The following is a 21,104-nucleotide window of genomic DNA, read 5'->3' as shown; positions in this document are numbered from 1 at the left end:
TAGCATGAAAACACCATTTGATCAGATTGTCGATGTGCAGCATATTGCCAGCGGCAAAAGCGATAATGTACCGGCAATGCTGGCCTTGGCACATGAGGAAAAGGTCGAGCCTGCAGCTTTGGATGCGAAACGAACACTGCTTTTGGCAATAGATGTTCAGAACGATTTTATGGAATCTATTGGGAGCCTCGCCGTCAAGGGTTCCAAAGGAGATGTTCACCGTCTAACACAGTGGATGTACCGCAATTTGGGTTCCCTGACACAAGTGATGTGCAGCCTTGATTGTCATTCGATGATGCAGATTTTCCATGCCGACTGGTGGGTGGATGCGGAAGGAAATCATCCGGAGCCATTTACCATCATTCGCTATGCCGATGTCCGCTACGGTATCTGGCGCGCTACCGATGGCTGCCATACAGCATTAGCGCTCGATTATCTCCAGCAGCTGGAATCTGCGGGTAAAAAACAATTGTGTATCTGGCCATACCATTGTTTGGAGGGAACCTGGGGTGCACAGCTTGAGAGTCAATTTACGAATATGCTCTATTTCCATAGTGCTGTGCGCAAGGTAAAACCGATCTTGGTTTACAAAGGACAGGATCCGTATACGGAGATGTATGGTATTATCAAAGCCGAGTATGATGACAATAAATTCGTAAACCATGCTGTACTTGAAGCAATACGGGCATACGATGCTATTTATATTGCGGGGGAGGCATCAAGCCACTGCGTATTGGCTTCGGCGGTACAGATTTTGGAATATTTTGAACATGATCGGTCAATTACCTCCCGTATTACTTTATTAACAGACTGTATGTCGCCGATCGGCGGATTCGAAGAGCAAACGCTACTGCAGTTTGACGCACTTAAAGAAAAATATGGGATACAGCTCAAACTGTCAACCGAAGTAAATTTGTAGCTCATGGAAAGTTCAATAGAAAAATACACCTATGTATATCCCAGACCGGCTGTCACAGTGGATTGTGTCATCTTTGGCTTTGATAAAAGCCAGCTCAAGGTATTATTGACAAAACGGGCAATAGAACCTTTCTTGGGAAAATGGGCATTTCCTGGCGGTTTTATCCAGGAAGATGAAACAGCCGAAGACTGTGCGCTTCGTAAGCTGCGCGAGGAGGCGGGTCTCCAGGATATTTTCCTTGAACAGCTATATACGTTTTCAGACTTAGCTCGTGATCCGCGTGGAAGAGTGATCAGCATTGCTTATTATGCACTTGTCAAGCCTGAAGCATATATGTTGCAAGCGGGTGTAGATATTGAAGCGGTTAGGTGGTTCGGCATTGATGAAAATAAAGATCTCGCTTTTGATCATATGCAGATCTTGAATACCGCAATCCAAAGACTCAAGGGGAAAATACGTTATCAGCCGATCGGTTTTGAACTTTTGCCCGAGCAGTTTACGTTGCCCGATTTGCACAATTTGTATGAAACCGTTCTGCAGCGCTCAATCGACCGCGGTAATTTTCGGAAAAAAATCCTCAGTATGGGGTTATTAATCGACCACAGCGATAAGCAAAAAGATCGGCGTGCTAGGGCCGCGAAGATCTATAGTTTTGACAGGGTAAAATATAAACAACTTACTGAATCGGGTTTTTATTTTGAAATATAAGTTTAACCATTGGAGCCAGACAGGCGGTCGTCAATGAACGACTGCCTGTCTGTTTTAACCCAGGCTGAATCTTTTGATATCTTTAATAAAGGCTCCGTGCAGATTTCATATCATCCCGCAATTGTCAGGTGAAGTCGGGTTAGGCTAACCCTGAAAATCGCCACAATCATGGACTTCAAACTGATCGATCAAAGCTTTCTGTGTGTAGTGTTTTGCGATACGTTTATTCTTTAGCAAAAGAGCATCCCCCTTTATTTGCAATTCGAAAATAGGTTCTTTCTCTACTCGCTTGAAGATAAATTCATTGTGTTGAGTCTTTAGGATTAAGCCCGCCTCGCTGCTGGTATAGGTGAAGTCCTTAATCTGGTAGATTTCATTCGAATCACAGACGTTGACCAAATGAAGCTGCTCTTTACTGATCTTGATTTCTGCAAGATCACAGGCATAACATATTCCCGAGAATTCGATCCCATATTTTTTAAAACTATTTTTGCTTTCCGGCCGAAGAACGGTAATGGGATAGAGCTGCCTGAAAAGCGTAAGGTCATCAACGGATAGCGAGGTTTGGTCTTGTTGTTTGTGTATGGAGTCTATGCTGGGAGCCCTGCTAAATACAACAGTAGATTTTTTAACCTCATTCTTTTGTTGGCAGTTAAAAAGCAATGCCACGCAGGGCAGAAAAATAATCTTTCGTATTAATTTCATTGTCGTTTCTTTTAGTAATGATTGTCGTTGCTGATAAACATATGGATTGACATGTAGTTTTCATTGTTCAATCTCGATACATTTTTTTTAAATAGAGACCGAAAAAAATCCCTATTTTCCGCTATTCGAAAAAACTGATAAATGCGGTATTTTTATCACATTCGCACGAGTCATAGGATGATTTAAATCAATGCGACAAAGACGAAAAATAGAAAAATTAACGCATGGCACATCGCATTTATATTTATAATGTAAATCTCAAGACCAAAGAAACATATCCTTTTTATCTGGCCGAATGGAATTACGAAATTCCTATCCTCATGCGGCCGTTATTTTCCGCCAATATTCGGTCTAAAGGTAGCCAGCTTTTTGCAAATAAGGAAGATGGAATCGCTAGGCTTCGCTATTTTTATGCGTTGTTGGCCGATAGGTATCAACTGCATTATAAAAAAAAATATTATGAGCCTGTGAACCGAATGTTTGAATTTTTGGGAGGCTTACCTTTCGATACATTTCAGATCGATGGGCGGGATGTGTTTAGCATGAACGCGGAGAAAGATACCCTGCAGGCTAAAGCATGGGCCGAAGAAATCAGCATGCAAGCCTTATTGTATGAACAAGCTGTCGATGAACAATCCTTAGATCCGCTGGGCTCGCTGTTGGAAACTTCTGGCTATGCTTCTTTTTTGGATGCTCTTCAAACCGATTGGATTGATTACGGATTGGGATTATGGTCGGAAGAGCTTTTGCGGGACAAAGGAGCTGAGGTTTTTGAAGCAGAGGGAAAGCAAGGATTAAGAAATGCGAAAGGTGATCTCCTGATTCCGGCAATATATGATGAAATATTCGAATTTAATGAACAGGGGATCGCTGTAGTTGAAGCAAATGGACGATTTGGCTACATCCATGCGAGCGGCGCTGAACTGGTATCCTGTCAATATAGTGATGCTTTTGACGCCCGGTCTATCCATGGAAACAACTATGCAGAAGTGGAAGTGGCAGGAAAACGTGGCGTACTACATATTGATAGCAAACAGCTGAGCATACCTGCCTTATACGATGAGCTCGACTGGATCGCCTACGGTTTTTTAAATGCGAGACAAGGGGAGAGCAACATTCTCCTTTCAGTTGAAGGACGATTGATTATTTCAGATCCTGTGCCCGAGTCGTTTATGTATGACTATAACAAGCTGTTCTATAGCCGACAAAAAGGAACGATAAAAAAGAAGTATTATCTTATGGACGGTCAGTATTTGGGGACTTTTTTGGAAGGTAGCCTGGAGCCATTGGCCAATCGGTATTTTTGGATTAAACCCAATAAGCTACAGCCAAAAATTTCTGTCATTCAACCCAATGGTAATATGTTGGATGAGGGAATTGACCGGATTATTGTGTTAGAAGGCTACCGAAGTATCGCGTATCTCAAAAATAAGAAATGGCAGCTTTATTCGCTTGAACATGGGATATTCCGATTGATGGATAATCTGATAGAAAACGTCGCAGTAGATAGTATACAGCAGTACCGTAAAGATATTTTTGTCTTAAGCTGCTCCAAGACACAGGGGATTTATGATGCGCATCGCGGAAAATGGTTACTTGAACCTGCTGATGTCTATCAGAAAATCGAACATTGCTTTTTGGATTTTATGCGCATACACTGCCCACAGGGAATGCGCTATTTCGATACGAAGCTTAAATTTTGTAGTGAGCCTTATGATTATATCTGTTCGCCTTTTCACTATCCAGCGCCCGATGCAGTCTCAGGCGAACTTTTATTGCTTTTTAAGGGTGAGCGGATGTTTTATCTCGACCTAAACCGAAATGTGATAGAAATACCGGAGACAGCATTCGGATATTTATATACAGAGCGCTATCATCTACAGGGACGCGATCAAAACTATTTTGTACAGTTTTATCAAGCCTGGACGAAACGCAAGGGGGATGGGTATGAACAGTATTTCGATAATGACACATTAATGGAAAAGGGGAAGAGGCTTGATGCTGAAGGAAAATTCTCCGAAGCTATTCGCTTGCTCACAATCGGAGCCGGTCGCGGTAGTGCAGACTGTCAGTATTTACTTGGAAATATATATACAGATGCAGACTACGAGGGGATGGATATCGAAAAGGGAAAGTCCTTCTATGAACAGGCAATGGCGCAGGATCATGCTCAAGCATGGAATAACTGGGCGTTTCTTTATGCGACAGCACATGGGGTTGAACTCGATATTTCGAAAGCTTTAAAAGGATATAGGCAAGCTGTTGCACTTGGAGAAGCTCAAGCTATGAGCAACTTAGGGAATTGGTATTACGAGGGTGTCTACGTGGAGCAAGACCATAGCGTAGCCTTGGATTACTTTAAGCAAGCGGAAAAGGCGGGTATTTTCAATGATGCGCAAATGGCAGAAATCTATTATCAAAGACACGATTACACGAACTTATTGCGTTATTTGAAGAGAGATAAGGCAAATCAGTTTGCGGCTATTTATTATGGAATTTTGTATGAGGAAGGACTGGGCGTTAAACAAAGCTTACCCAAAGCCATCCGTTACTATGAGCAGGCCAATCAAGGGAGCGTGTATGTCTATGCTGTCAATCGTTTGCTGCAGCTGTATGCTGCGCATGGAGTTGCAGCAAATGCTGAAAAATATGAGTTTTGGTTACATTTTGCTAAAGAAAATGCTGTGGAAATTGAATAATAGCACGAGCATTATGATCGCATGGAAAACGACTCATTACAAATACCGCTATCGCACGGATAAGAGAAGTGTCTTTAATAAATTAGTTAAACATAATTAGTAAATCATGTTGTCATCAGCAAATATAGATTTCAGCGGCATTCTAATCGATTTGATCACGATTGTTTTTTTTGGATTTGGAACAGTTTACACGCTCGCGCTGGGGATTATTCACATTGTAAGGAAAAAGACGCGAACTGTAGGTTATTATTTGCTGTCGTTTCTGCTGTCGAGCCTTATTGGGCTGGCTATTGCAGGATTGATGGCCTTTCTGTGGGTATTGTCACTTCAATAAAGCGTGATGGCGTCGTTGGCTTTATTGCCATGATCTTTTATCGATGAAATGATCATTGCGATAAAGCCAACGCTATTAATAGTTTTTGGCATTGGCAATGTGCATAAGGTGATGGTTACAATGCCAGGCATATAAGCCAATGTTTACCTTTAAAGAGATCAACCTTTTGGTAGCCGGATGAATAAATCCTCTTTCTAGCTGTTCATCGGTTAGACTTTTGAGCAGAATCCCCCAACGTTCATGTAGGCCTTCAAGTAATTTTACCGAACTTTCTATGGGAATATTCTTAGCGTCTGGAAGTTCGGCCCACAATTTTTCTTCATATAATTTGATGGTGGGATCTTCTTCTGTCAAGGCCAATTTGAATCGAATAAAGCTGTTCATATGGCTGTCGGCACAGTGATGAACAACCTGACGAATGGTCCACCCTTCGGGCCGGTAGCGTTTCTCCAGCATATCGTCCGTTAGGTCCCCGACTTCGGACTTTAATCTAGCCGGAAAATCTGTAATTGTTTTAATCCAGTCATTCAATAGCGTATGGTCGATAACATCTGATATGGCGAAGCGACCGATAGGGTATCTGAGTTTTTCTAATTCATGTTGCATAGCCTAAAATTAATTAAAATAAACGCTAGATTCCTAATATTTATAGCTATGGCTTAGTAAATATTTTCTGGTATTTGCACTTATGCTCGTGTAATTTGGATGCGATAAAGAATTGTGGTAATTTCGGCAAAATTGATTAGGACATGGAAGTTCCATTCGGGTGGTGGGCGATTGACCATGCAATAAAAAGCAAAAAATGAAAAGTCTAAAAGAATTGATAGATACAGGTAATTCTGGATGGAAGCTCGTGCAGAGTTGGATGAACGAAGCGACAAATTCATATGAAGTGCTTACCCGCGATCCAAAGAGAGCTGATGAAGAACTTCTGCGGGCGCAGATCACCACGAAATCTCCCATGGGAGCCATTATCCACCAGACTGGTGGCATTTTAATCGATGGAGGCTGGCTACGAATTTTAGGTTCAGGTTCGCCAAAACTGAACCGCGGAATAATGGAATGGAATAAAGGGAAGAGCTTTGTTAAGGAAGGTGAAAAAGGTGGCTTTTTACTCATAGCTGACGACGTTTTGGGTGGTTACTTTGCGATCAACGCAGGGGCTCTAGGCGATAGTATTGGACAGGTTTACTATTTTGCGCAAGATACTTTACAATGGGAAAGCTTGGAGTGTGGCTATTCGGACTTTATCTTTTGGGCATTAAAAGGGGATGTCGCACAGTTCTATGAAACGTTCAAATGGAAAGACTGGAACGACGATGTGAAATCCCTCAATGGTAATCAGGTATTTTCGTTTTACCCGTTTTTATGGACGGATGAAGCGCGGGACTTTCGAAAAGTGGACCGTAAGCCTGTGGCTATTGACGAGAACTACCACTTTACCATGGAATTTGCGGGCGGACGTTAATCCGTTACGTTGTGAATAGCAGGGATTAAGCCGTTTAATGCCATTGCGCTATCAATTCGAAAGCAGTCGAAGATCGTATTCCAGAAGATCGTATTCCATTTGTTGGGGCCCACTACAATTTAATTAGTCGATAAAACAAACCGTATTGTCTTATCGACTAAAAAATCTGCTTGAGTAACACCAATCTATATAGATTTGTTTTGAAGGCTAAAGCTTACTTCGTTCAGCCTAACAATTTGTATTTGGATCCCCTCAGCGAGAGCAAGTTGGGTTGCAGCTTCCTTTCCTAATTTAAGGACGTGAAAGCCTCTGCCCCGATAGGTGAAATTACATTCATATTCACCAGCGTTGATCATAATCCTTAATTTTTGGGATTTGGTTGGAAACAAAGGTTTAAATTCCTTTGTGATCCGGATCTGTGTCTTTTTAACATCATCCGCCGTGATCTTATTGCCTTCCGAGGGGAATAGCATACTGCTGGACAAATCGCCCGATGTTGGAGTAGTGACTTCTTTTTTCTGTTCCGGCGCCGCAGGACTTTGCACAGTCTCTTTTGGCGTTATTTCAGCAGGTATTTTATCCTGCCGTTTCCCAGGCCTTCCTTTTTTTCTACCGTTTTGATTCGCTGGTTTGTCTGTATGTTCCGTTGTAGTCGTACTGTTCGAAACTATTTTAGGTTCACTATCCAGCGGCGGTGTAGGCGTCACAGCGGACAAAGGACGCTTAATGATGTTACGGATATAATAGTGTTTTATACGCGATTTGTCCGTGTTCCTTTCCTCAATTTCAAAATCTTCCTTATACGCTTTGAAAAGGTGGGACATCTTGTCGTAACCGTAATTGCGCGCATCAAAGTCAGGCTTTCTTTTATTAAAAAGACTTCCAATCTCTCCCAAGAATGCCCAGCCATTTTCATCCGCTGTATCATCCACAGTGTCTTTCAAAAGTTCTAGGGTTTCCTCATCCAGTACTGCTATGCTTGTTACATTTTCAACAGGATTTGGTTTAGGCTGATTTTGCTGCTTTTTCTTCGCTACCGTTTCTTTCTTTTGATTTTTTTCAAATATTTCGACGTAGATGAATTTGTCACAGGAGGCGATGAAAGGCTTAGGAGTCTTTTTTTCACCAATACCGATAACAAGTTTACCCGACTCCCGTAAACGTGTGGCTAAACGGGTGAAGTCACTATCGCTTGAAACGATACAAAATCCGTCCACTCTGTCCGAGTGCAGAATATCCATGGCGTCAATAATTAAAGCCGAATCGGTCGAATTTTTGCCTTGTGTATAACTGTATTGTTGGATTGGAGTAATAGCATGGGTAAGAAGTTTGTCCTTCCATTTTTCAACGTAAGGATTGGTCCAGTCTCCGTAGATGCGCTTGATGGTTGGAATTCCATACCTTTTAACTTCATTCAAAATCTCTTCGATCTTTCGATAAGATACATTGTCCGCATCGATTAGTATTGCGATTTGCAAATCCCCATGTTCTGCCATATATTTCGATTATATTTTCACTATTAAAATTTCTTATTTATACATCTGAGGGCTTTCATCCCAATATATCCGTTAAAAATACAGTATTGTTAAACAACTTCTCTAATTTTTTGAGAATTAATTTAAGCACTATTCTTTTAGAACAGGCGATCAGCAAATTTTGTTTTGTAATAAGCGTTGTTGAAAAAGGGTTGATAGAACATTAGAGTAATAAAAAAAAGGTTTTCAAACGGGGAGAATGAAAACCTTAAATAACCAATTATAAACCTAAATTATGATGATACAAAGATAGTGTAAATGTTACACCTCTGCAAATCTTATTTCATTTTTTTTTAATTACCCTTGATACTTGTAGCTAAAGAGCTACGGATAAGCAGTGTTATTCTGAGTCATTAATCCTTCAGCCTATCAAATTCAATGTATGTTGCATTATTCACATCATGAAAGATCCGTTGGGTAGCTTTCTGAAAATCAGCTTTGGTAGCGGTATATGGTGGTAAGAATACCTGTGGATTTCGTTCTGCTAGGGGAAACCAGGAGTTTTGTACCTGAACCATTATCCGATGCCCTTTTTTGAAGGTATGGGCCACATCTGGCATTTCAAAATTGACCTTTTCGACCATTCCTGGCGTTAGTGCCTCTGCTTTTTCAAAACCGTTGCGATATTTTCCCGCCATAATTTCTCCGCGAACCATCATTTGGTATCCGGCCATTGTTTTTCCTTGATAGCTCGGTGCATCATTCGGATAAACATCAATCAGTTTAACGACATAGTCTGCATCTGTGCTCGTTGAGGACACTTTAAGATGGTTTTTGATGGGACCTACAATTGTAATATCCTCAGTCAATGGATCTGTTTGATACACCATTACGTCCGGACGGCTGGCTGCAAAACGTTGGTCGTCAACCATATATTCCCGTGTTCGGTTTTGAATTAAGCCACCTTGATGTGGAACGGGTTTATTGGGGTCAGTTACATATTCATCCCACGAATCTGTACGTTGCACTTTGTCAAATGCAAGTTTTCCCTGAGGTTGGAAGTAGAGTTTTTTTGTCTCTACATTTTTCGGAGGCCATTGTTCAAAATGTTTCCATTCGTTGGTGCCCGATACAAAAATAGTAGCTTCGGAAGGAGTGAAACTCCCTTCATCTTTCAGGTAATATTTGAAAAATGGTTGCTCAAATTGTTCCTGATACGTAATGCTGGTTTTTTTATCAAATTGAATATCGCCCAGAAAGCTGCCGTCTGATCGTACCCAGCCGCCATGATACCAAGGGCCAGCCACCAAAATCGAATTGTTTTTTTTACTTTTATCTTCAATCGATTGATAGGTCTTAAATGTTCCATAGGCATCTTCAGCATCGAAGAAGCCCCCGACAACCATCACTGCTGGTTTCACCTCCTTTAAAGCGTTGGTAATTACACGCGATTTCCAAAAATCGTCGTAATCGGGATGTTTAAACAGGTCATTCCAGAATTGAACAGAATCGCCAAAATATTTTTCTTTGAGTTCTCGCGCTGTTCCAGCTTCTAAAAAGAAGTTGTATTTATCAGCTTCTTTGATCTGAATTTTGCTTTTAAACTGATCTGGGGTAATGGGCTTGGGCCGCGGGACGCCAAAGGTTGACATAAAGGTAAACGCATCCTGCAAAAACAGTACGCCGTTATGATGGAAGTCATCGCCGATGTACCAATCTGTTACCGGAGCCTGGGGCGAGACTGCTTTTAAGCTTGGATGTGTTTTGACAAGCCCTACAGTAGAATAGAAGCCCGGGTAGGAGATTCCGTAAAGCCCCGCGTTACCATTGTAGTTTTTAAGATTCTTCCGCAACCATTCCAGTGCATCGTAGGTGTCTGTACTTTCATCAATTGCTTTTTTATCTTTGCTGTATGTAGTTGGACGTATATCCTCAAAATCGCCTTCACTCATCCACTTACCGCGCACATCCTGATAGACGAAAATATAACCGTCACGCATCATTGCCGGAAAGTTTCCTAGACTTTTCTTATATTCATTTTGCCCATAGGGAGAAACAGTATAAGGCGTTCTGTTGAGCAAAACTGGATACTTCTTGGATTTATCTTTTGGACTATAGATCGCAGTAAACAATTTTTTTCCATCTCTCATTGGTATTGTTACTTCAGTTTTTTCATAAAAATCTCTAACGTAAGCAGAGTCGGCAGCTGTTTGAGCATGTAAATGGCTGGCACATAAAAACGTTAAGGTGAGGTACGAAATCGTATTTTTCATTCAGATAATTATTTGTTCGGTGCTTACTCGGTGTAACCGTATTTCACACTCCATTTGTTACTAATAATGTTGTGGAATTATTGCGGGTATTAGATTTTAAAACTAAAGGTAGTGCTAGTAACGCCATTTTCCAATTTTATTGTCATATTTGTGAGAAATAGAAAAGGAAAAATTGACCATTTTTTTAGAAATAAAAACTTTTTTTGTTTTGAATTTGGATTAGATTTCGAATGTTGATATATTGAGTAGGATTAGTGGAAGGTTATTTTTCGATTGACACGTATAGCTAAAATCATTAAATCTCAGCGAGATGGTGTGATTTAATACGAATAATAATTGTTTTTCAGGTTATTTATTTCGGTTTCAAATCGCATTATTATCGATACTTTTCACGATTTTTATAAATATAATGCCAAGTGGTATGAATTATGTTTTTTTAAGCTAATTTTAAGAATTATTTTATCATAATACATCAATTAAATAACAATTTAAGTATATAGAATTAATATGGGACAACAAGTGAAAGATGCCAATGGGAAATTGGGTATTCTTATTCCGGGATTAGGTGCTGTGGCTACAACATTGATCGCTGGTGTGGCATCTATAAACAAAGGTTTTTCAAAACCAATCGGATCTGTTTCTCAATTGAGCAGAATTCGTCTGGGTAAACGCACTGAGAACAGAAATCCATTAATTAAAGATTTCGTCCCTTTAGCAAAATTGGAAGATGTAGTTTTTGGCGGATGGGACGTATATGAAGATAACGTATACGAGGCTGCGTCAAAAGCACAGGTATTGGAGCAAGGTCAATTGGATGCTGTTAAAGCTGAATTGGAGGCTATCCAACCAATGAAGGCTGTGTTTGATCGTAATTTTGTTAAAAATTTAGATGGAACACACATCAAATCTGAAAAAACTCGTCGTGAATTGGCAGATGCCGTACAACGAGATATTCGTGAATTTAAAGAGAAAAATGGATTAGACCGCGTCGTATTGGTATGGTGTGGCTCTACAGAACGTTATATTGAAACGAACGAAGCTTTTTCAACATTAGCTAAATTGGAAGAGGCTTTGGATAATGACGATCAGCGCATTCCGCCAAGCATGATTTATTGTTATGCGGCTTTAAAAGAAGGTGCTCCTTATGTCAATGGTGCACCAAATTTAACGTGTGATGTTCCGGCAATCGTTGAGCTAGCTCACGAAAACGGGGTAGCTATTGCAGGTAAAGACTTTAAAACAGGTCAAACATTAATGAAAACAATCGTAGCACCAGGTCTTCAGGCAAGAGCTTTAGGTGTTGAAGGTTGGTTCTCGACCAACATCTTGGGCAACCGCGATGGATTGGTATTAGATGACCCTGAAAATTTCAAAACAAAAGAAGTCTCTAAATTATCGGTATTGGAAGAAATTTTAGATGCGAAAAAGAATCCGGAGTTGTACGGTGACCTTTATCACAAAGTGCGCATCAATTATTATCCTCCTCATGGTGATAATAAAGAGTCTTGGGACAACATTGATATCTTCGGTTGGTTGGGCTACAAGATGCAGATTAAGATCAATTTCTTGTGCCGTGATTCAATTTTAGCAGCTCCAGTTGCGTTGGATTTAGCACTTTTTATCGATTTGGCTCAACGTGCAGGTATGTCAGGTATTCAAGAGTGGTTGTCATTTTACTTGAAATCGCCTCAAACGGCTCCAGGTTTACCTCCAGAACATGATATCTTCAAACAATTGATGAAATTGCAAAATACCTTGCGTCACATTATGGGTGAAGATTTAATCACGCACTTGGGATTGGATTATTACCAAGAGCTCGTAGATAGCATTCAATAAGCGACCTTAATAAGATGGGGGAAACAATTGTTAAAGACAGTTTTTCCCCTTTTTCTTCAACACCATTGATGCGGTTGAAGACTTGATATAACCCTCTGTAGGCTTTTGTGTTTATCAACGCTGAGCGAGTGACGGGGGTTTTGCTTTTTTTAATAAATGATTTTATTTTGCAATTAGAAGAGATGGAATTTGCTATCATAGCAGCGGGAGAAGGTTCTCGATTGCGAAAGGAGGGATTCAATTTACCGAAACCCTTGCTACCATTACATGGAGTTCCATTAATTGAACGATTGATTCGCATATTTGCCAAAGAAGGAGCACAAAAGGTTCATGTCATCATCAATAAACAATCTCCGGAATTGAAATTGTTTTTGGAAAAAACGACTTTTGAGTTACCTATTGTGCTGCTAGAGGAAGATACTGAAAGTTCCTTGCACAGTTTTGCTTTGCTTGTTAAAAACAATCCTGATTGGTCTTCCTGTTGTCTTACGACAACCGATACGGTCTTTAAGCCACATGAATTTCATGCCTATTTAGATGATTTTCATCACCATAAAAATGCAGATGCTTTTATGGCTGTTACCCCTTTTATTGATGACGAGAGCCCTTTGTATGTCAATACCAACCAACAACTTGAGGTGGAAGCTTTCTTAGATAGAGCGACACCAGAAACGAGATATGTTTCTGGCGGAATTTATTGTTTTCGTAAAGCCGCCATGGATTGTGCATTAAGTTCCGTTGCTGCTGGAAATTCGAGAATGCGTAATTTTCAGCGTGCGTTACTGGAAAATAGTTTGAAAGTTGAAGCATTTGTGTTTGAAAAAGTCGTCGACATTGATCATCTAAAAGATCGAGAAGTCGCAGAACAATTTTTGAGTGAGGAAGTTAGTTAGAAAAATGAGCGAGATGATTTCTATTTTAGGCGTAACTCGAAAAAATCGCTTTTCACCCAATCATGTGGGGAATGACGCCGCTATATTCAATGAAGTAATTTTAAAACTGAACGAAAAAGGTGCTTCAGTCGAAATTTGTAATGAAGATGAATTTTTGTCTTTGGCAACCATAAAGCAAGATAATATCTTAACGATGGGGAGAACAAAGACTTTAGTCAAAAAGTTGCAATCGCTTCAAAGCAAAGGTACCTATGTTTTGAATTCGGGTTTTGGAATTGAAAATTGCTATCGTAAGAATATGACACTTAAACTTTTGGAAGGCGGAGTTCCTTATCCCAAAAGCATTGTGATATCTACTGTAGCAGACATTCAATCTATTTTTGAGAAATTGAAAGGGAAGGGGGTGTGGATTAAGCGTGGCGATTTTCATGCTATTCATAAAGAAGATGTTACGTTTGCCAGTAGCCTGAAAGAAGCTCAACATATCTTGAATGAATATGCGCTCCGTGGAATTAAAGAAGCTGTAATTTCTGAACATCTTGCCGGAGACTTATTGAAGTTTTATGCTGTACGCGGAACAGCGTTCTTTTATTATTTCTACCCCTATGAACACAATCATCATAAATATGATTTGTACGAGCAAATTAATGATGAGGTGGTACATTTTCCTTTTGACCTAGCAAATTTAAAAGAAGTCGCTAATCGTGCGGCTGAAGTCCTTGATGTATATATCTACGGCGGCGATGTGATTATTGATGCCAATGGAGATTTCCATATTATAGATTTAAATGACTGGCCAAGTTTTGCGCCATGCCGGGCCGAGGCCGCAGAGGCTATTGCCCAAATGGTTTACCATAAATTTACTGAAAAGAACCACAATGCAGAAAGAACAAGTTAATGTAACCGAAGAAGCAAATTTGAGTGCATTCGAACAATCTTTAAAATCTAATGATACAGAAGAGCGAATTGACATCTGGTTTTATCGACCTATTGGTTATCGTATCGCAAAAGTATGTGCTAAAATAGGCATTACACCTAATGCGGTGACGATTATTAGTATCTTCTTTGGTGTTGCTGCGGGTATTTTATTCTATTACCCAGCGCTGTGGATTAATGTAATTGGTATGCTTTTACTGGTTTTTGCCAATTCTTTAGACAGTGCCGATGGACAGCTGGCAAGAATGACAGACAACAAAAGTCGTTTTGGCCGTATCTTGGATGGTTTTGCCGGTGATTTTTGGTTTGCTTCGATTCATATAGCAATCTGTTTACGCAGTATCAATGAGGGATGGTCACAATGGTTATGGGTCTTTTGTGTGCTTGCAGGTGTATCGCATATGATTCAGTCAGCAATGGCCGATTATTACCGCAATGTTCACCTGTATTTTATAAAAGGTAAAGCCGGAAGTGAGCTGGACAATACCCGTGATTTGAAAGCGGACTATGAAGCCTTATCCTGGCGTAAGAATTTCTTTAGCAAATTTGTGCTGAATGGCTATATGGGCTATACGCGAAACCAAGAAAAGCTTTCTCCCAAATTGCAAAAACTATTGCATATTGTGAAGAGTCGCTATAAAGATGAACTGCCACAACAATTGATGGTAGATTTTAGAGCGCGGAACAAGCCATTGATGAAATATACCAATATTGTACAGTTCAACACCCGGGTGATTTTCCTATTTGTTTGGTTGTTTATCGGTCAGCCTTGGATTTATTTTTTCTTTGATATGTTTGTCTTAAATCCAATATTAATCTATATGTGTAACCGGCAGGAGAAAGTAAGTGGTTATTTTGTGGATAAATTAACAAATGATCCAACCTATGGGGAGTAAGATCTACAAAGTACTCTTTATGCTGATTGGTATAGGTACACTTGCCTATATGATTCAGGCAATGGGCATTGATGAGATTTGGAACAACCTCGAAAATATAGGATGGTGGTTTTTGCCTGTACTTGGCAGTTGGGCGGTACTCTATTGGATGAATGCAATGGCATTTAAGGCAATTATTGAAGAGCCCGAATTACCTCAGACGGACGTGCCTTTTTGGAAGGTGTTACAACTGACGATATCTGGTTATGCAATCAATTATATCACGCCATTTGTCGCCTTAGGGGGAGAACCCTATCGTATTATTGAACTCAAAAAATATGTGGGAGGCTCGAAGGCTGGTTCTTCGGTACTGTTGTATGGCGTCATGCACATCTTGTCCCATATTTTATTTTGGGTAGCTTCTGTTTTCCTCATCCTTTGGTTTGTACCGGCCAGTACGATGGTGAATGTGGCCTGTGCTGCGATTTTTGTAATGGCTATTATTTGTACTTGGCTATTTACAAAATTTTATAAGAAGGGAATTACAGTTTCGCTTTTGAAAGCATTGTCTAAATTACCTTTGGTCGGTAAAAAAGTCAATCATTTGTTGGAAACGAAGTATGAAACCTTAAATGATGTGGATCAGCAGGTGAAAAACCTTTTTCAAAATCGCCGCGACCGTTTCTACAAAGCTCTTTTCTGGGAGTTTGTAGCACGGGTAGTGGGGTGTTTTGAGATTTATTTCATTGGTTTAGCACTAGATATCAATATTGATTTTGTTGATGCCATGATCATTAGCTCAGGTTCTTCATTATTTGCCAATCTGGTGTTTTTCTTCCCCATGCAATTGGGGACTCGGGAGGGCGGATTAGCCATGGCTGTGATGAGTATAGGATTGCCCGCTAAAGTCGGTATTTTTATGGGCGTTGTCACGCGAATTAGAGAAATTGTATGGATTATGATCGGCTTGGGTTGGATGAGTTTAGTAAAAAAGAAATAAAATGAATAAGTTTAACGTTAAGGGAATTATTTTTGATTATGGTGGAACCTTGGATACGAATGGTGGTCATTGGGGAGCCGTTATCTGGTCGGGTTATGAGAAATACGAGGTTCCTGTAAATTTGAACGCTTTTCAGGAAGCCTATAGTTACGCAGAACGTCAAATGGCTTTACAGCCGATTATTAAGCCGGACTTTGATTTTTTAGCGGTACTGAAGGCAAAGCTTAATGTACAATTTGAATACCTTATTGCTGCGGGATACGAACTGGATAAAACATTAGCTGATAAAATTGCATTTGATGGCTACTCCCTCGCGAAGAATACAGTTAATCAGGTGAAGCCGCTTCTAATTTCACTGCGTGAAAAATATCCAATTGTCATGGTTTCCAACTTTTATGGCAATCTGAAATCTGTCCTCGCCGATTTTGGTATCTTACCTTATTTTCAGTCCGTTGTGGAATCTGCCGTTGTCGGTGTACGCAAACCTGATCCTGCAATCTATGCATTAGGTGTCGACAAATTAGGACTTCCTGCCCAAGAAATTGTTGTCGTAGGTGATTCGTATAGCAAAGATATGGTTCCGGCTAAAGCCGTTGGATGTCAAACCTTATGGTTGAGAGGACAGACTTGGGGCGAAGATAAACTGCAGGATACTTCTGCTGCAGATCAGCAGTTTACAAGTATCTTCGATTTAATCGACTTTGTTTAAATAGAGGTTCTGACGAAATTCTTTAGGCGAGATACCAACATTTCGCTTAAAGAATTTACCGAAAAAAGACTGATCCGAGAAGTGTAATTTCATTGCAATTTCGCGCATCGGAAGCCCTTGGCAAAGTAAAGACTTTGCTTCTTCCACCAAGACATTCTGAATAAGTTCTATTGCTGATTTTCCAGTAAGCTCCTTGGTAATTACCGAAAGATGCTTCGCCGTGATACCGAGTTCCACGGCATAAAACTGAACCATGTGTTCTTTGTGAAATGACTTTTTGAGCAGCAGGTAAAAATTTGCCAGTATTTCTCGTTTCCGCGAAGGAATAGCAGGAGTATTTCGAAGGTTTTGGCTTCCTAATCGAGCGATTTCACAAAATAGTATTTCTGTTAAAGACTTTACAATCTGATTTTTGAATAGGTAGGTAGATGCTTGCCGATCATAATGAATAAACTGCTTGAATAAGTTAGACAGGTTGATCGCATCTTGATTCGATAGCGACCAGATATAACTATCGTTGATGGCCAGCGATTTTTTCGTTACCTCAAAAAAATCCTCCTGAAAGTCCAATTTGAAGCTGAAATCCAATGTAAAGAAAAGCAAATACACTTCACAGTCCCAAGATTTGGCGACCGAAGAGCTATTGACTCTCGATGATGGACTGGTTAACAATAGGTGATTTTGGGCCACCTGTATGCGTTCATTATTAATGATAAAAGAAGTTTCACCCTTTTTTATTAAACAGAGCGAATAGAGTTCACCCTTTTTTAGGATGTGCTGCTGCTCAGAGCTGAACACAGGCTTTGATTTGTTGCCTTTAAAATGAAAAACATAAAAGCCCTTATTTTCGAATGGTATTTCCTTCACAGACATGTTTACTTCACGATAAAATCAAAATAAGTTTTACGATAAGGTTCATTTTGCAACGTATAATGCCACCATTCTTTATCGTAAGCTTTAAACCCAAATTTAGCCATAGCTTCTTTTAGAATTTTTCTATTTTTTTTCTGTTGTGCCGTTAGATTTGCATATTGATGGTGTGACACGGCTCCGAAAAAATCGAACGGCCCGCCCATATCAATCTCTTTTTTATCTTTCAGGCGAATGATCGTAAGATCTACTGTACTGCCACGGCTATGGCCTGATTTGGAGGCAATAAACCCGAGCTTAAACAAATTCTTCTTATCAAGATGTGGATAAAACTCTCTTTTTGCAATGGTGTCGTCAGTTTTTAATGACCATGACTTGAAGTTGTCAACAGCGCGCTGTGGACGGTAGGCATCAAATATTTTCAAGCCCAAACCTTTTTTATTTAAATGGTTTTCGACCTGCTGCAGTGCGAAGGCTGCCCGCTTAGTTAAAATCGCAACAGGCTTCTCATAACCCCGTATTGGTCTTCCTGTAAAGTTGTGACTGCCGAAATAACGCATTTCCAAGCTAACATTAGGAATAATGTCCTTGACGTATACAAAATCTAATGGTATGCTTTTTTCCTGTGCACAGATGAATGAACTGAAAAAGCTTAAACCAAGGGCAAGACACAAGTTGATTTTCATGGAATGAAGATACAACTTGTGCCTGAATTAATATAATAAAACATTGATTCTCGTCCGTATGGAAAGCATCCGCCAATTTCAGTGTATTGATCCGTTTGCTGTTAGATAGAAAGCCCGCTTAATGATCAGCTAATTTTTTATTCAGGTAATTGTATATTTCAATTTGTGACCGGCATGGCGCCTTGTTATTCTCGACATAATGATTACTCAGCGAATTGTTTAGTATCCGTGCTTTGACATTATCATTAAGCTGAATTTGAAGCATTTCTTTTAAATCCTCCTTTATTTTTTTGCTTGTTATTTTTACGGCTGCTTCAATACGATGATCCAGGTTTCTTGTCATCCAGTCTGCTGACGAAATAAATAGCTGCTCCCGGCCAGCGTTGTAAAAATACATCACACGTGCATGTTCTAGATATTCGTCTACTATTGAAATGGCATTCATCTGCAGTTTAAAATTCTTCTGGTTTGTTGCGCAGTAGATTCCCCTGATAATTAGGTCTATTTTAACACCAGCCGTTGCCGCATCGTAGAGCTTTTTAATCATTTCCTTGTCGCTCAATGAATTTACCTTCACAATGAGGTATGCTTTTCGGCCTGCTTTGGCTTCTGTAATTTCTTGGTCGATGTAATGGAGCAGCTCTTTGCGCATATCCGTTGGGCATACCAAAAGGCTTTTACAATTTTTGATAATTTCAGCGGGGTTTGATTTAGGACGTCGAAGGTAATTGAAAATCTTATTGATATCGGCAATCACATCTCTGTTACTTGTTAAGAGGCAATAGTCTCCATATAATTTTGCTGTTTTTTCATTGATATTTCCTGTACTGACAAAACCATATTGGATTGTTTTCATGCCAGCACGTTTTTTTATCACACATAGTTTTGCATGTACTTTTTTATTTGGGATACCAGTCAATACTTTAATGCCCTCCAATTCGAGTTTTTCCTTCCAGTCCAAGTTATTTTCCTCATCAAATCTTGCACGGAGTTCGAGCATCACGGTGACTTCTTTTCCATTGCGGGCGGCATTGATCAAGGCATTTGCAATTTTTGAATTTGAAGCTAAGCGGTATGCTGTAATCTGGATGGTCTTCACATCCGGATCCATTGCTGCCTCACGAAGAAGGTCAATAATCGGTCTAAACTCATGATATGGAAAGGAGAGAAGCACATCCTTTTTTAATACAGTATCCGTTACCCGCTCGTAATTTTGAAAATTAGGATGCGGAAACGACGTTCTTTCCAGTGGTTGATTGTAGGATTTAAATACATTTGGAAAGTCCATAAAGTGTTTAAAGTTGTGTATTTTCTGCCCTGGAATGATGCTGTCTTTTTTGGATAGGTTAAGTTTTTTGATCAAGAATTCCACCAACTTGGTGTTCATTTCCTGGTCGAATATAAAGCGTGTGGGTTTACCTTTTCGCCTATTTTTTACCCCTTTGCTAATTTTTTCAACAAGGCTTGTATTGATGTCGTTGTCAATGTCAAATTCGGCGTCTTTCGTCACTTTAAAGACATGAGCATGGAATACATCGAAACCAAAATAGGAAAATATTAATGGGAGATTAAACTTGATCACATCCTCCAAAAGTATAATGTGCTTTTCATCCTTTGGCGACGGTAACTGTACGAAGCGCCCATTTGAACTTGTAGGAATCTCAATGAGAGCAAATTTCGTTTCATATTGCCATTCCTTTTTGCCCATCGCAATACCTAAATAAAGACTCTTGTCGCGAATATAGGGCATTGGTCGTACGTCATCTAATATTAAGGGGATAACGTTCGATTCGACATCATCCTGGTAATAGTCACTGACAAATTTTTGCTGTTCGACATTCAGTTCTTCGCTAGTTTTAATATAGACATGCTGTTTGGCCATATCTTTTTGAATACGATTCCAGGTACTGTCAAATTTCTTTTGCTGTTTGATTACCCTGATATTGAGTTCTTCGAGGATGAGCTGTGGGTCTTCATAAAATGACTGGTTGGCACTTTTGTCTTTCAGGTCGATAGCTCGCTTTAGTCCAGCGACACGTACACGGAAAAATTCATCAAGGTTATTTGAAAAAATACCTAAAAATTTGATTCTTAAGGGTAAAGGAACCGTCTCGTCCGCAGCTTCTTGGAGCACTCTTCCATTAAAGCTCAACCAACTAACATCTCTAGGAATAAATTTCTTCGCCATAACTAAATATACGTAAATTTAAAAAGCAAAACTATAGCTCTAGCGCGGATAATCGAACTTTTTTGTGTTAACGAATTATTAAGTTATTCCAAAAAAAATCCCCAAAGTTTTATACAAACTTTGGGGATGTGTCTTTCCGTTTGGCAAGGTCTAGTCCTTTTTTCCGTATTTCTTTGAGATTTGAATTGCTTTGAATTTTGTGGTGTCGAAATGCGGTGTATCGATCGATAGACTTGTTGGATAAGGAGCCGTTCGATCGAAGAAGTACACGGTTGTGATACTTCCATAATCATTAACAGGCATGAGCTCAAGACAACCTGTATAGTCTGCATTTAAAACGTCACCCACGGTCACGGCATAGATACGGATAATACCACCTTTATTTTGTTCATTTCTGACAAACGCAACTTCCTTAAAACCTCCCGGTAAGTCTTCAATACTTTTTTGATTGAAGCTATCTTTTAAAATAAATCCCAACAGCACCAAAATTGGTATGACCAAAAGCCATAACCTTTTATTCTTCTTCATTA

The 21,104-nt window shown here is 39.8% G+C and carries 19 protein-coding genes; 11 read left to right on the top strand and 8 right to left on the bottom strand.

All coding sequences use genetic code 11. The features are described from left to right. The first annotated feature begins 4 nt into the window (after positions 1–4). The gene (locus tag B3139_RS06640; protein ID WP_293881040.1) at positions 5–919 is read left to right on the top strand and encodes a hypothetical protein; all 915 of its coding nucleotides are present in this window, start codon (positions 5–7) and stop codon (positions 917–919) included. 3 nt (positions 920–922) lie between these two features. Beyond that, the gene (locus tag B3139_RS06635) at positions 923–1,627 is read left to right on the top strand and encodes an NUDIX hydrolase (RefSeq protein ID WP_293881038.1); all 705 of its coding nucleotides are present in this window, start codon (positions 923–925) and stop codon (positions 1,625–1,627) included. A gap of 144 nt (positions 1,628–1,771) precedes the next feature. On the opposite strand, the gene B3139_RS06630 is transcribed toward B3139_RS06635, so the two are convergent. Continuing rightward, the gene (locus B3139_RS06630; protein ID WP_293881036.1) at positions 1,772–2,332 is read right to left on the bottom strand and encodes a hypothetical protein; all 561 of its coding nucleotides are present in this window, start codon (positions 2,330–2,332) and stop codon (positions 1,772–1,774) included. A 224-nt stretch (positions 2,333–2,556) separates the two neighbouring features. On the opposite strand from B3139_RS06630, the gene B3139_RS06625 reads away from it, so the two are divergent. Together B3139_RS06625 and B3139_RS06620 are read left to right on the top strand one after the other, a co-directional pair. Further along, entirely contained in the window at positions 2,557–5,031 is a 2,475-nt protein-coding gene (locus tag B3139_RS06625) for an SEL1-like repeat protein (RefSeq protein ID WP_293881034.1), read from the top strand. A 106-nt stretch (positions 5,032–5,137) separates the two neighbouring features. Beyond that, positions 5,138–5,365 (top strand): hypothetical protein, encoded by a 228-nt coding sequence (locus B3139_RS06620; RefSeq protein ID WP_293881032.1) that lies wholly within the window; start codon positions 5,138–5,140, stop codon positions 5,363–5,365. Positions 5,366–5,440: 75 nt separating this feature from the next. On the opposite strand, the gene B3139_RS06615 is transcribed toward B3139_RS06620, so the two are convergent. Continuing rightward, positions 5,441–5,971 (bottom strand): YfiT family bacillithiol transferase, encoded by a 531-nt coding sequence (locus B3139_RS06615; protein WP_293881030.1) that lies wholly within the window; start codon positions 5,969–5,971, stop codon positions 5,441–5,443. 196 nt (positions 5,972–6,167) lie between these two features. On the opposite strand from B3139_RS06615, the gene B3139_RS06610 reads away from it, so the two are divergent. Next, positions 6,168–6,833 (top strand): DUF2625 domain-containing protein, encoded by a 666-nt coding sequence (locus B3139_RS06610; RefSeq protein ID WP_293881028.1) that lies wholly within the window; start codon positions 6,168–6,170, stop codon positions 6,831–6,833. A 185-nt stretch (positions 6,834–7,018) separates the two neighbouring features. Here the strand turns inward: B3139_RS06610 and B3139_RS06605 are convergent, their stop codons facing one another. Further along, the gene (locus tag B3139_RS06605) at positions 7,019–8,329 is read right to left on the bottom strand and encodes an NYN domain-containing protein (RefSeq protein ID WP_293881026.1); all 1,311 of its coding nucleotides are present in this window, start codon (positions 8,327–8,329) and stop codon (positions 7,019–7,021) included. Positions 8,330–8,721: 392 nt separating this feature from the next. Continuing rightward, complete coding sequence (locus B3139_RS06600; protein WP_293881024.1) at positions 8,722–10,581, bottom strand: CocE/NonD family hydrolase; 1,860 nt, start codon at positions 10,579–10,581, stop codon at positions 8,722–8,724. A gap of 507 nt (positions 10,582–11,088) precedes the next feature. On the opposite strand from B3139_RS06600, the gene B3139_RS06595 reads away from it, so the two are divergent. From B3139_RS06595 to B3139_RS06570, 6 genes are all read left to right on the top strand, one after another. Continuing rightward, positions 11,089–12,417, top strand: coding sequence for an inositol-3-phosphate synthase (locus B3139_RS06595; RefSeq protein WP_046675789.1), 1,329 nt, complete (start codon positions 11,089–11,091; stop codon positions 12,415–12,417). A gap of 167 nt (positions 12,418–12,584) precedes the next feature. Beyond that, a complete protein-coding gene (locus B3139_RS06590) occupies positions 12,585–13,310 on the top strand; it encodes a nucleotidyltransferase family protein (RefSeq protein WP_293881020.1) in 726 nt (241 codons plus the stop codon). Between the two features lie 4 nt (positions 13,311–13,314). Then, entirely contained in the window at positions 13,315–14,208 is an 894-nt protein-coding gene (locus tag B3139_RS06585; RefSeq protein ID WP_293881018.1) for a hypothetical protein, read from the top strand. After that, a complete protein-coding gene (locus B3139_RS06580) occupies positions 14,189–15,142 on the top strand; it encodes a CDP-alcohol phosphatidyltransferase family protein (protein WP_293881016.1) in 954 nt (317 codons plus the stop codon). The genes B3139_RS06585 and B3139_RS06580 overlap by 20 nt, the downstream gene beginning before the upstream one ends. Continuing rightward, positions 15,132–16,121: a lysylphosphatidylglycerol synthase transmembrane domain-containing protein gene (locus B3139_RS06575; protein ID WP_209575729.1), complete on the top strand. Its 990-nt coding sequence runs from the start codon at positions 15,132–15,134 to the stop codon at positions 16,119–16,121. Before B3139_RS06580 ends, B3139_RS06575 begins: the two co-directional genes overlap by 11 nt. A 1-nt stretch (position 16,122) precedes the next feature. Further along, positions 16,123–16,830, top strand: a complete 708-nt coding sequence (locus tag B3139_RS06570; RefSeq protein ID WP_293881012.1) for an HAD family hydrolase — start codon at positions 16,123–16,125, stop codon at positions 16,828–16,830. Here B3139_RS06570 and B3139_RS06565 read toward each other — a convergent pair. From B3139_RS06565 to B3139_RS06550, 4 genes are all read right to left on the bottom strand, one after another. Further along, a complete protein-coding gene (locus tag B3139_RS06565; RefSeq protein ID WP_293881010.1) occupies positions 16,813–17,703 on the bottom strand; it encodes a helix-turn-helix domain-containing protein in 891 nt (296 codons plus the stop codon). The genes B3139_RS06570 and B3139_RS06565 overlap by 18 nt on opposite strands. 2 nt (positions 17,704–17,705) lie before the next feature. Next, a complete protein-coding gene (locus tag B3139_RS06560; RefSeq protein WP_293881008.1) occupies positions 17,706–18,386 on the bottom strand; it encodes a M15 family metallopeptidase in 681 nt (226 codons plus the stop codon). Between the two features lie 118 nt (positions 18,387–18,504). After that, positions 18,505–20,574 (bottom strand): polyphosphate kinase 1, encoded by a 2,070-nt coding sequence (gene ppk1, locus B3139_RS06555; RefSeq protein ID WP_293881006.1) that lies wholly within the window; start codon positions 20,572–20,574, stop codon positions 18,505–18,507. Between the two features lie 150 nt (positions 20,575–20,724). Then, complete coding sequence (locus tag B3139_RS06550) at positions 20,725–21,102, bottom strand: hypothetical protein (protein WP_209575719.1); 378 nt, start codon at positions 21,100–21,102, stop codon at positions 20,725–20,727. Positions 21,103–21,104 lie beyond the last annotated feature (2 nt).

Origin of the sequence: Sphingobacterium sp. UBA1498 (assembly GCF_002325125.1) — a bacterium.
Classification (GTDB): Bacteria; Bacteroidota; Bacteroidia; order Sphingobacteriales; family Sphingobacteriaceae; genus Sphingobacterium.
The sequence above is the reverse complement of the archived record's forward strand: the minus strand, read 5'-3'. Positions and strand labels throughout refer to the sequence as shown.

Excerpts from the sequence above, each read along its gene's own strand:
- B3139_RS06640 (WP_293881040.1), top strand. The coding sequence starts at position 5 with ATGAAAACACCATTTGATCAGATTGTCGATGTGCAGCATATTGCCAGC.
- B3139_RS06635 (WP_293881038.1), top strand. The coding sequence starts at position 923 with ATGGAAAGTTCAATAGAAAAATACACCTATGTATATCCCAGACCGGCT.
- B3139_RS06630 (WP_293881036.1), bottom strand. The coding sequence starts at position 2,332 with ATGAAATTAATACGAAAGATTATTTTTCTGCCCTGCGTGGCATTGCTT.
- B3139_RS06625 (WP_293881034.1), top strand. The coding sequence starts at position 2,557 with ATGGCACATCGCATTTATATTTATAATGTAAATCTCAAGACCAAAGAA.
- B3139_RS06620 (WP_293881032.1), top strand. The coding sequence starts at position 5,138 with ATGTTGTCATCAGCAAATATAGATTTCAGCGGCATTCTAATCGATTTG.
- B3139_RS06615 (WP_293881030.1), bottom strand. The coding sequence starts at position 5,971 with ATGCAACATGAATTAGAAAAACTCAGATACCCTATCGGTCGCTTCGCC.
- B3139_RS06610 (WP_293881028.1), top strand. The coding sequence starts at position 6,168 with ATGAAAAGTCTAAAAGAATTGATAGATACAGGTAATTCTGGATGGAAG.
- B3139_RS06605 (WP_293881026.1), bottom strand. The coding sequence starts at position 8,329 with ATGGCAGAACATGGGGATTTGCAAATCGCAATACTAATCGATGCGGAC.
- B3139_RS06600 (WP_293881024.1), bottom strand. The coding sequence starts at position 10,581 with ATGAAAAATACGATTTCGTACCTCACCTTAACGTTTTTATGTGCCAGC.
- B3139_RS06595 (WP_046675789.1), top strand. The coding sequence starts at position 11,089 with ATGGGACAACAAGTGAAAGATGCCAATGGGAAATTGGGTATTCTTATT.
- B3139_RS06585 (WP_293881018.1), top strand. The coding sequence starts at position 13,315 with ATGAGCGAGATGATTTCTATTTTAGGCGTAACTCGAAAAAATCGCTTT.
- B3139_RS06580 (WP_293881016.1), top strand. The coding sequence starts at position 14,189 with ATGCAGAAAGAACAAGTTAATGTAACCGAAGAAGCAAATTTGAGTGCA.
- B3139_RS06575 (WP_209575729.1), top strand. The coding sequence starts at position 15,132 with ATGGGGAGTAAGATCTACAAAGTACTCTTTATGCTGATTGGTATAGGT.
- B3139_RS06570 (WP_293881012.1), top strand. The coding sequence starts at position 16,123 with ATGAATAAGTTTAACGTTAAGGGAATTATTTTTGATTATGGTGGAACC.
- B3139_RS06565 (WP_293881010.1), bottom strand. The coding sequence starts at position 17,703 with ATGTCTGTGAAGGAAATACCATTCGAAAATAAGGGCTTTTATGTTTTT.
- B3139_RS06560 (WP_293881008.1), bottom strand. The coding sequence starts at position 18,386 with ATGAAAATCAACTTGTGTCTTGCCCTTGGTTTAAGCTTTTTCAGTTCA.
- ppk1 (WP_293881006.1), bottom strand. The coding sequence starts at position 20,574 with ATGGCGAAGAAATTTATTCCTAGAGATGTTAGTTGGTTGAGCTTTAAT.
- B3139_RS06550 (WP_209575719.1), bottom strand. The coding sequence starts at position 21,102 with ATGAAGAAGAATAAAAGGTTATGGCTTTTGGTCATACCAATTTTGGTG.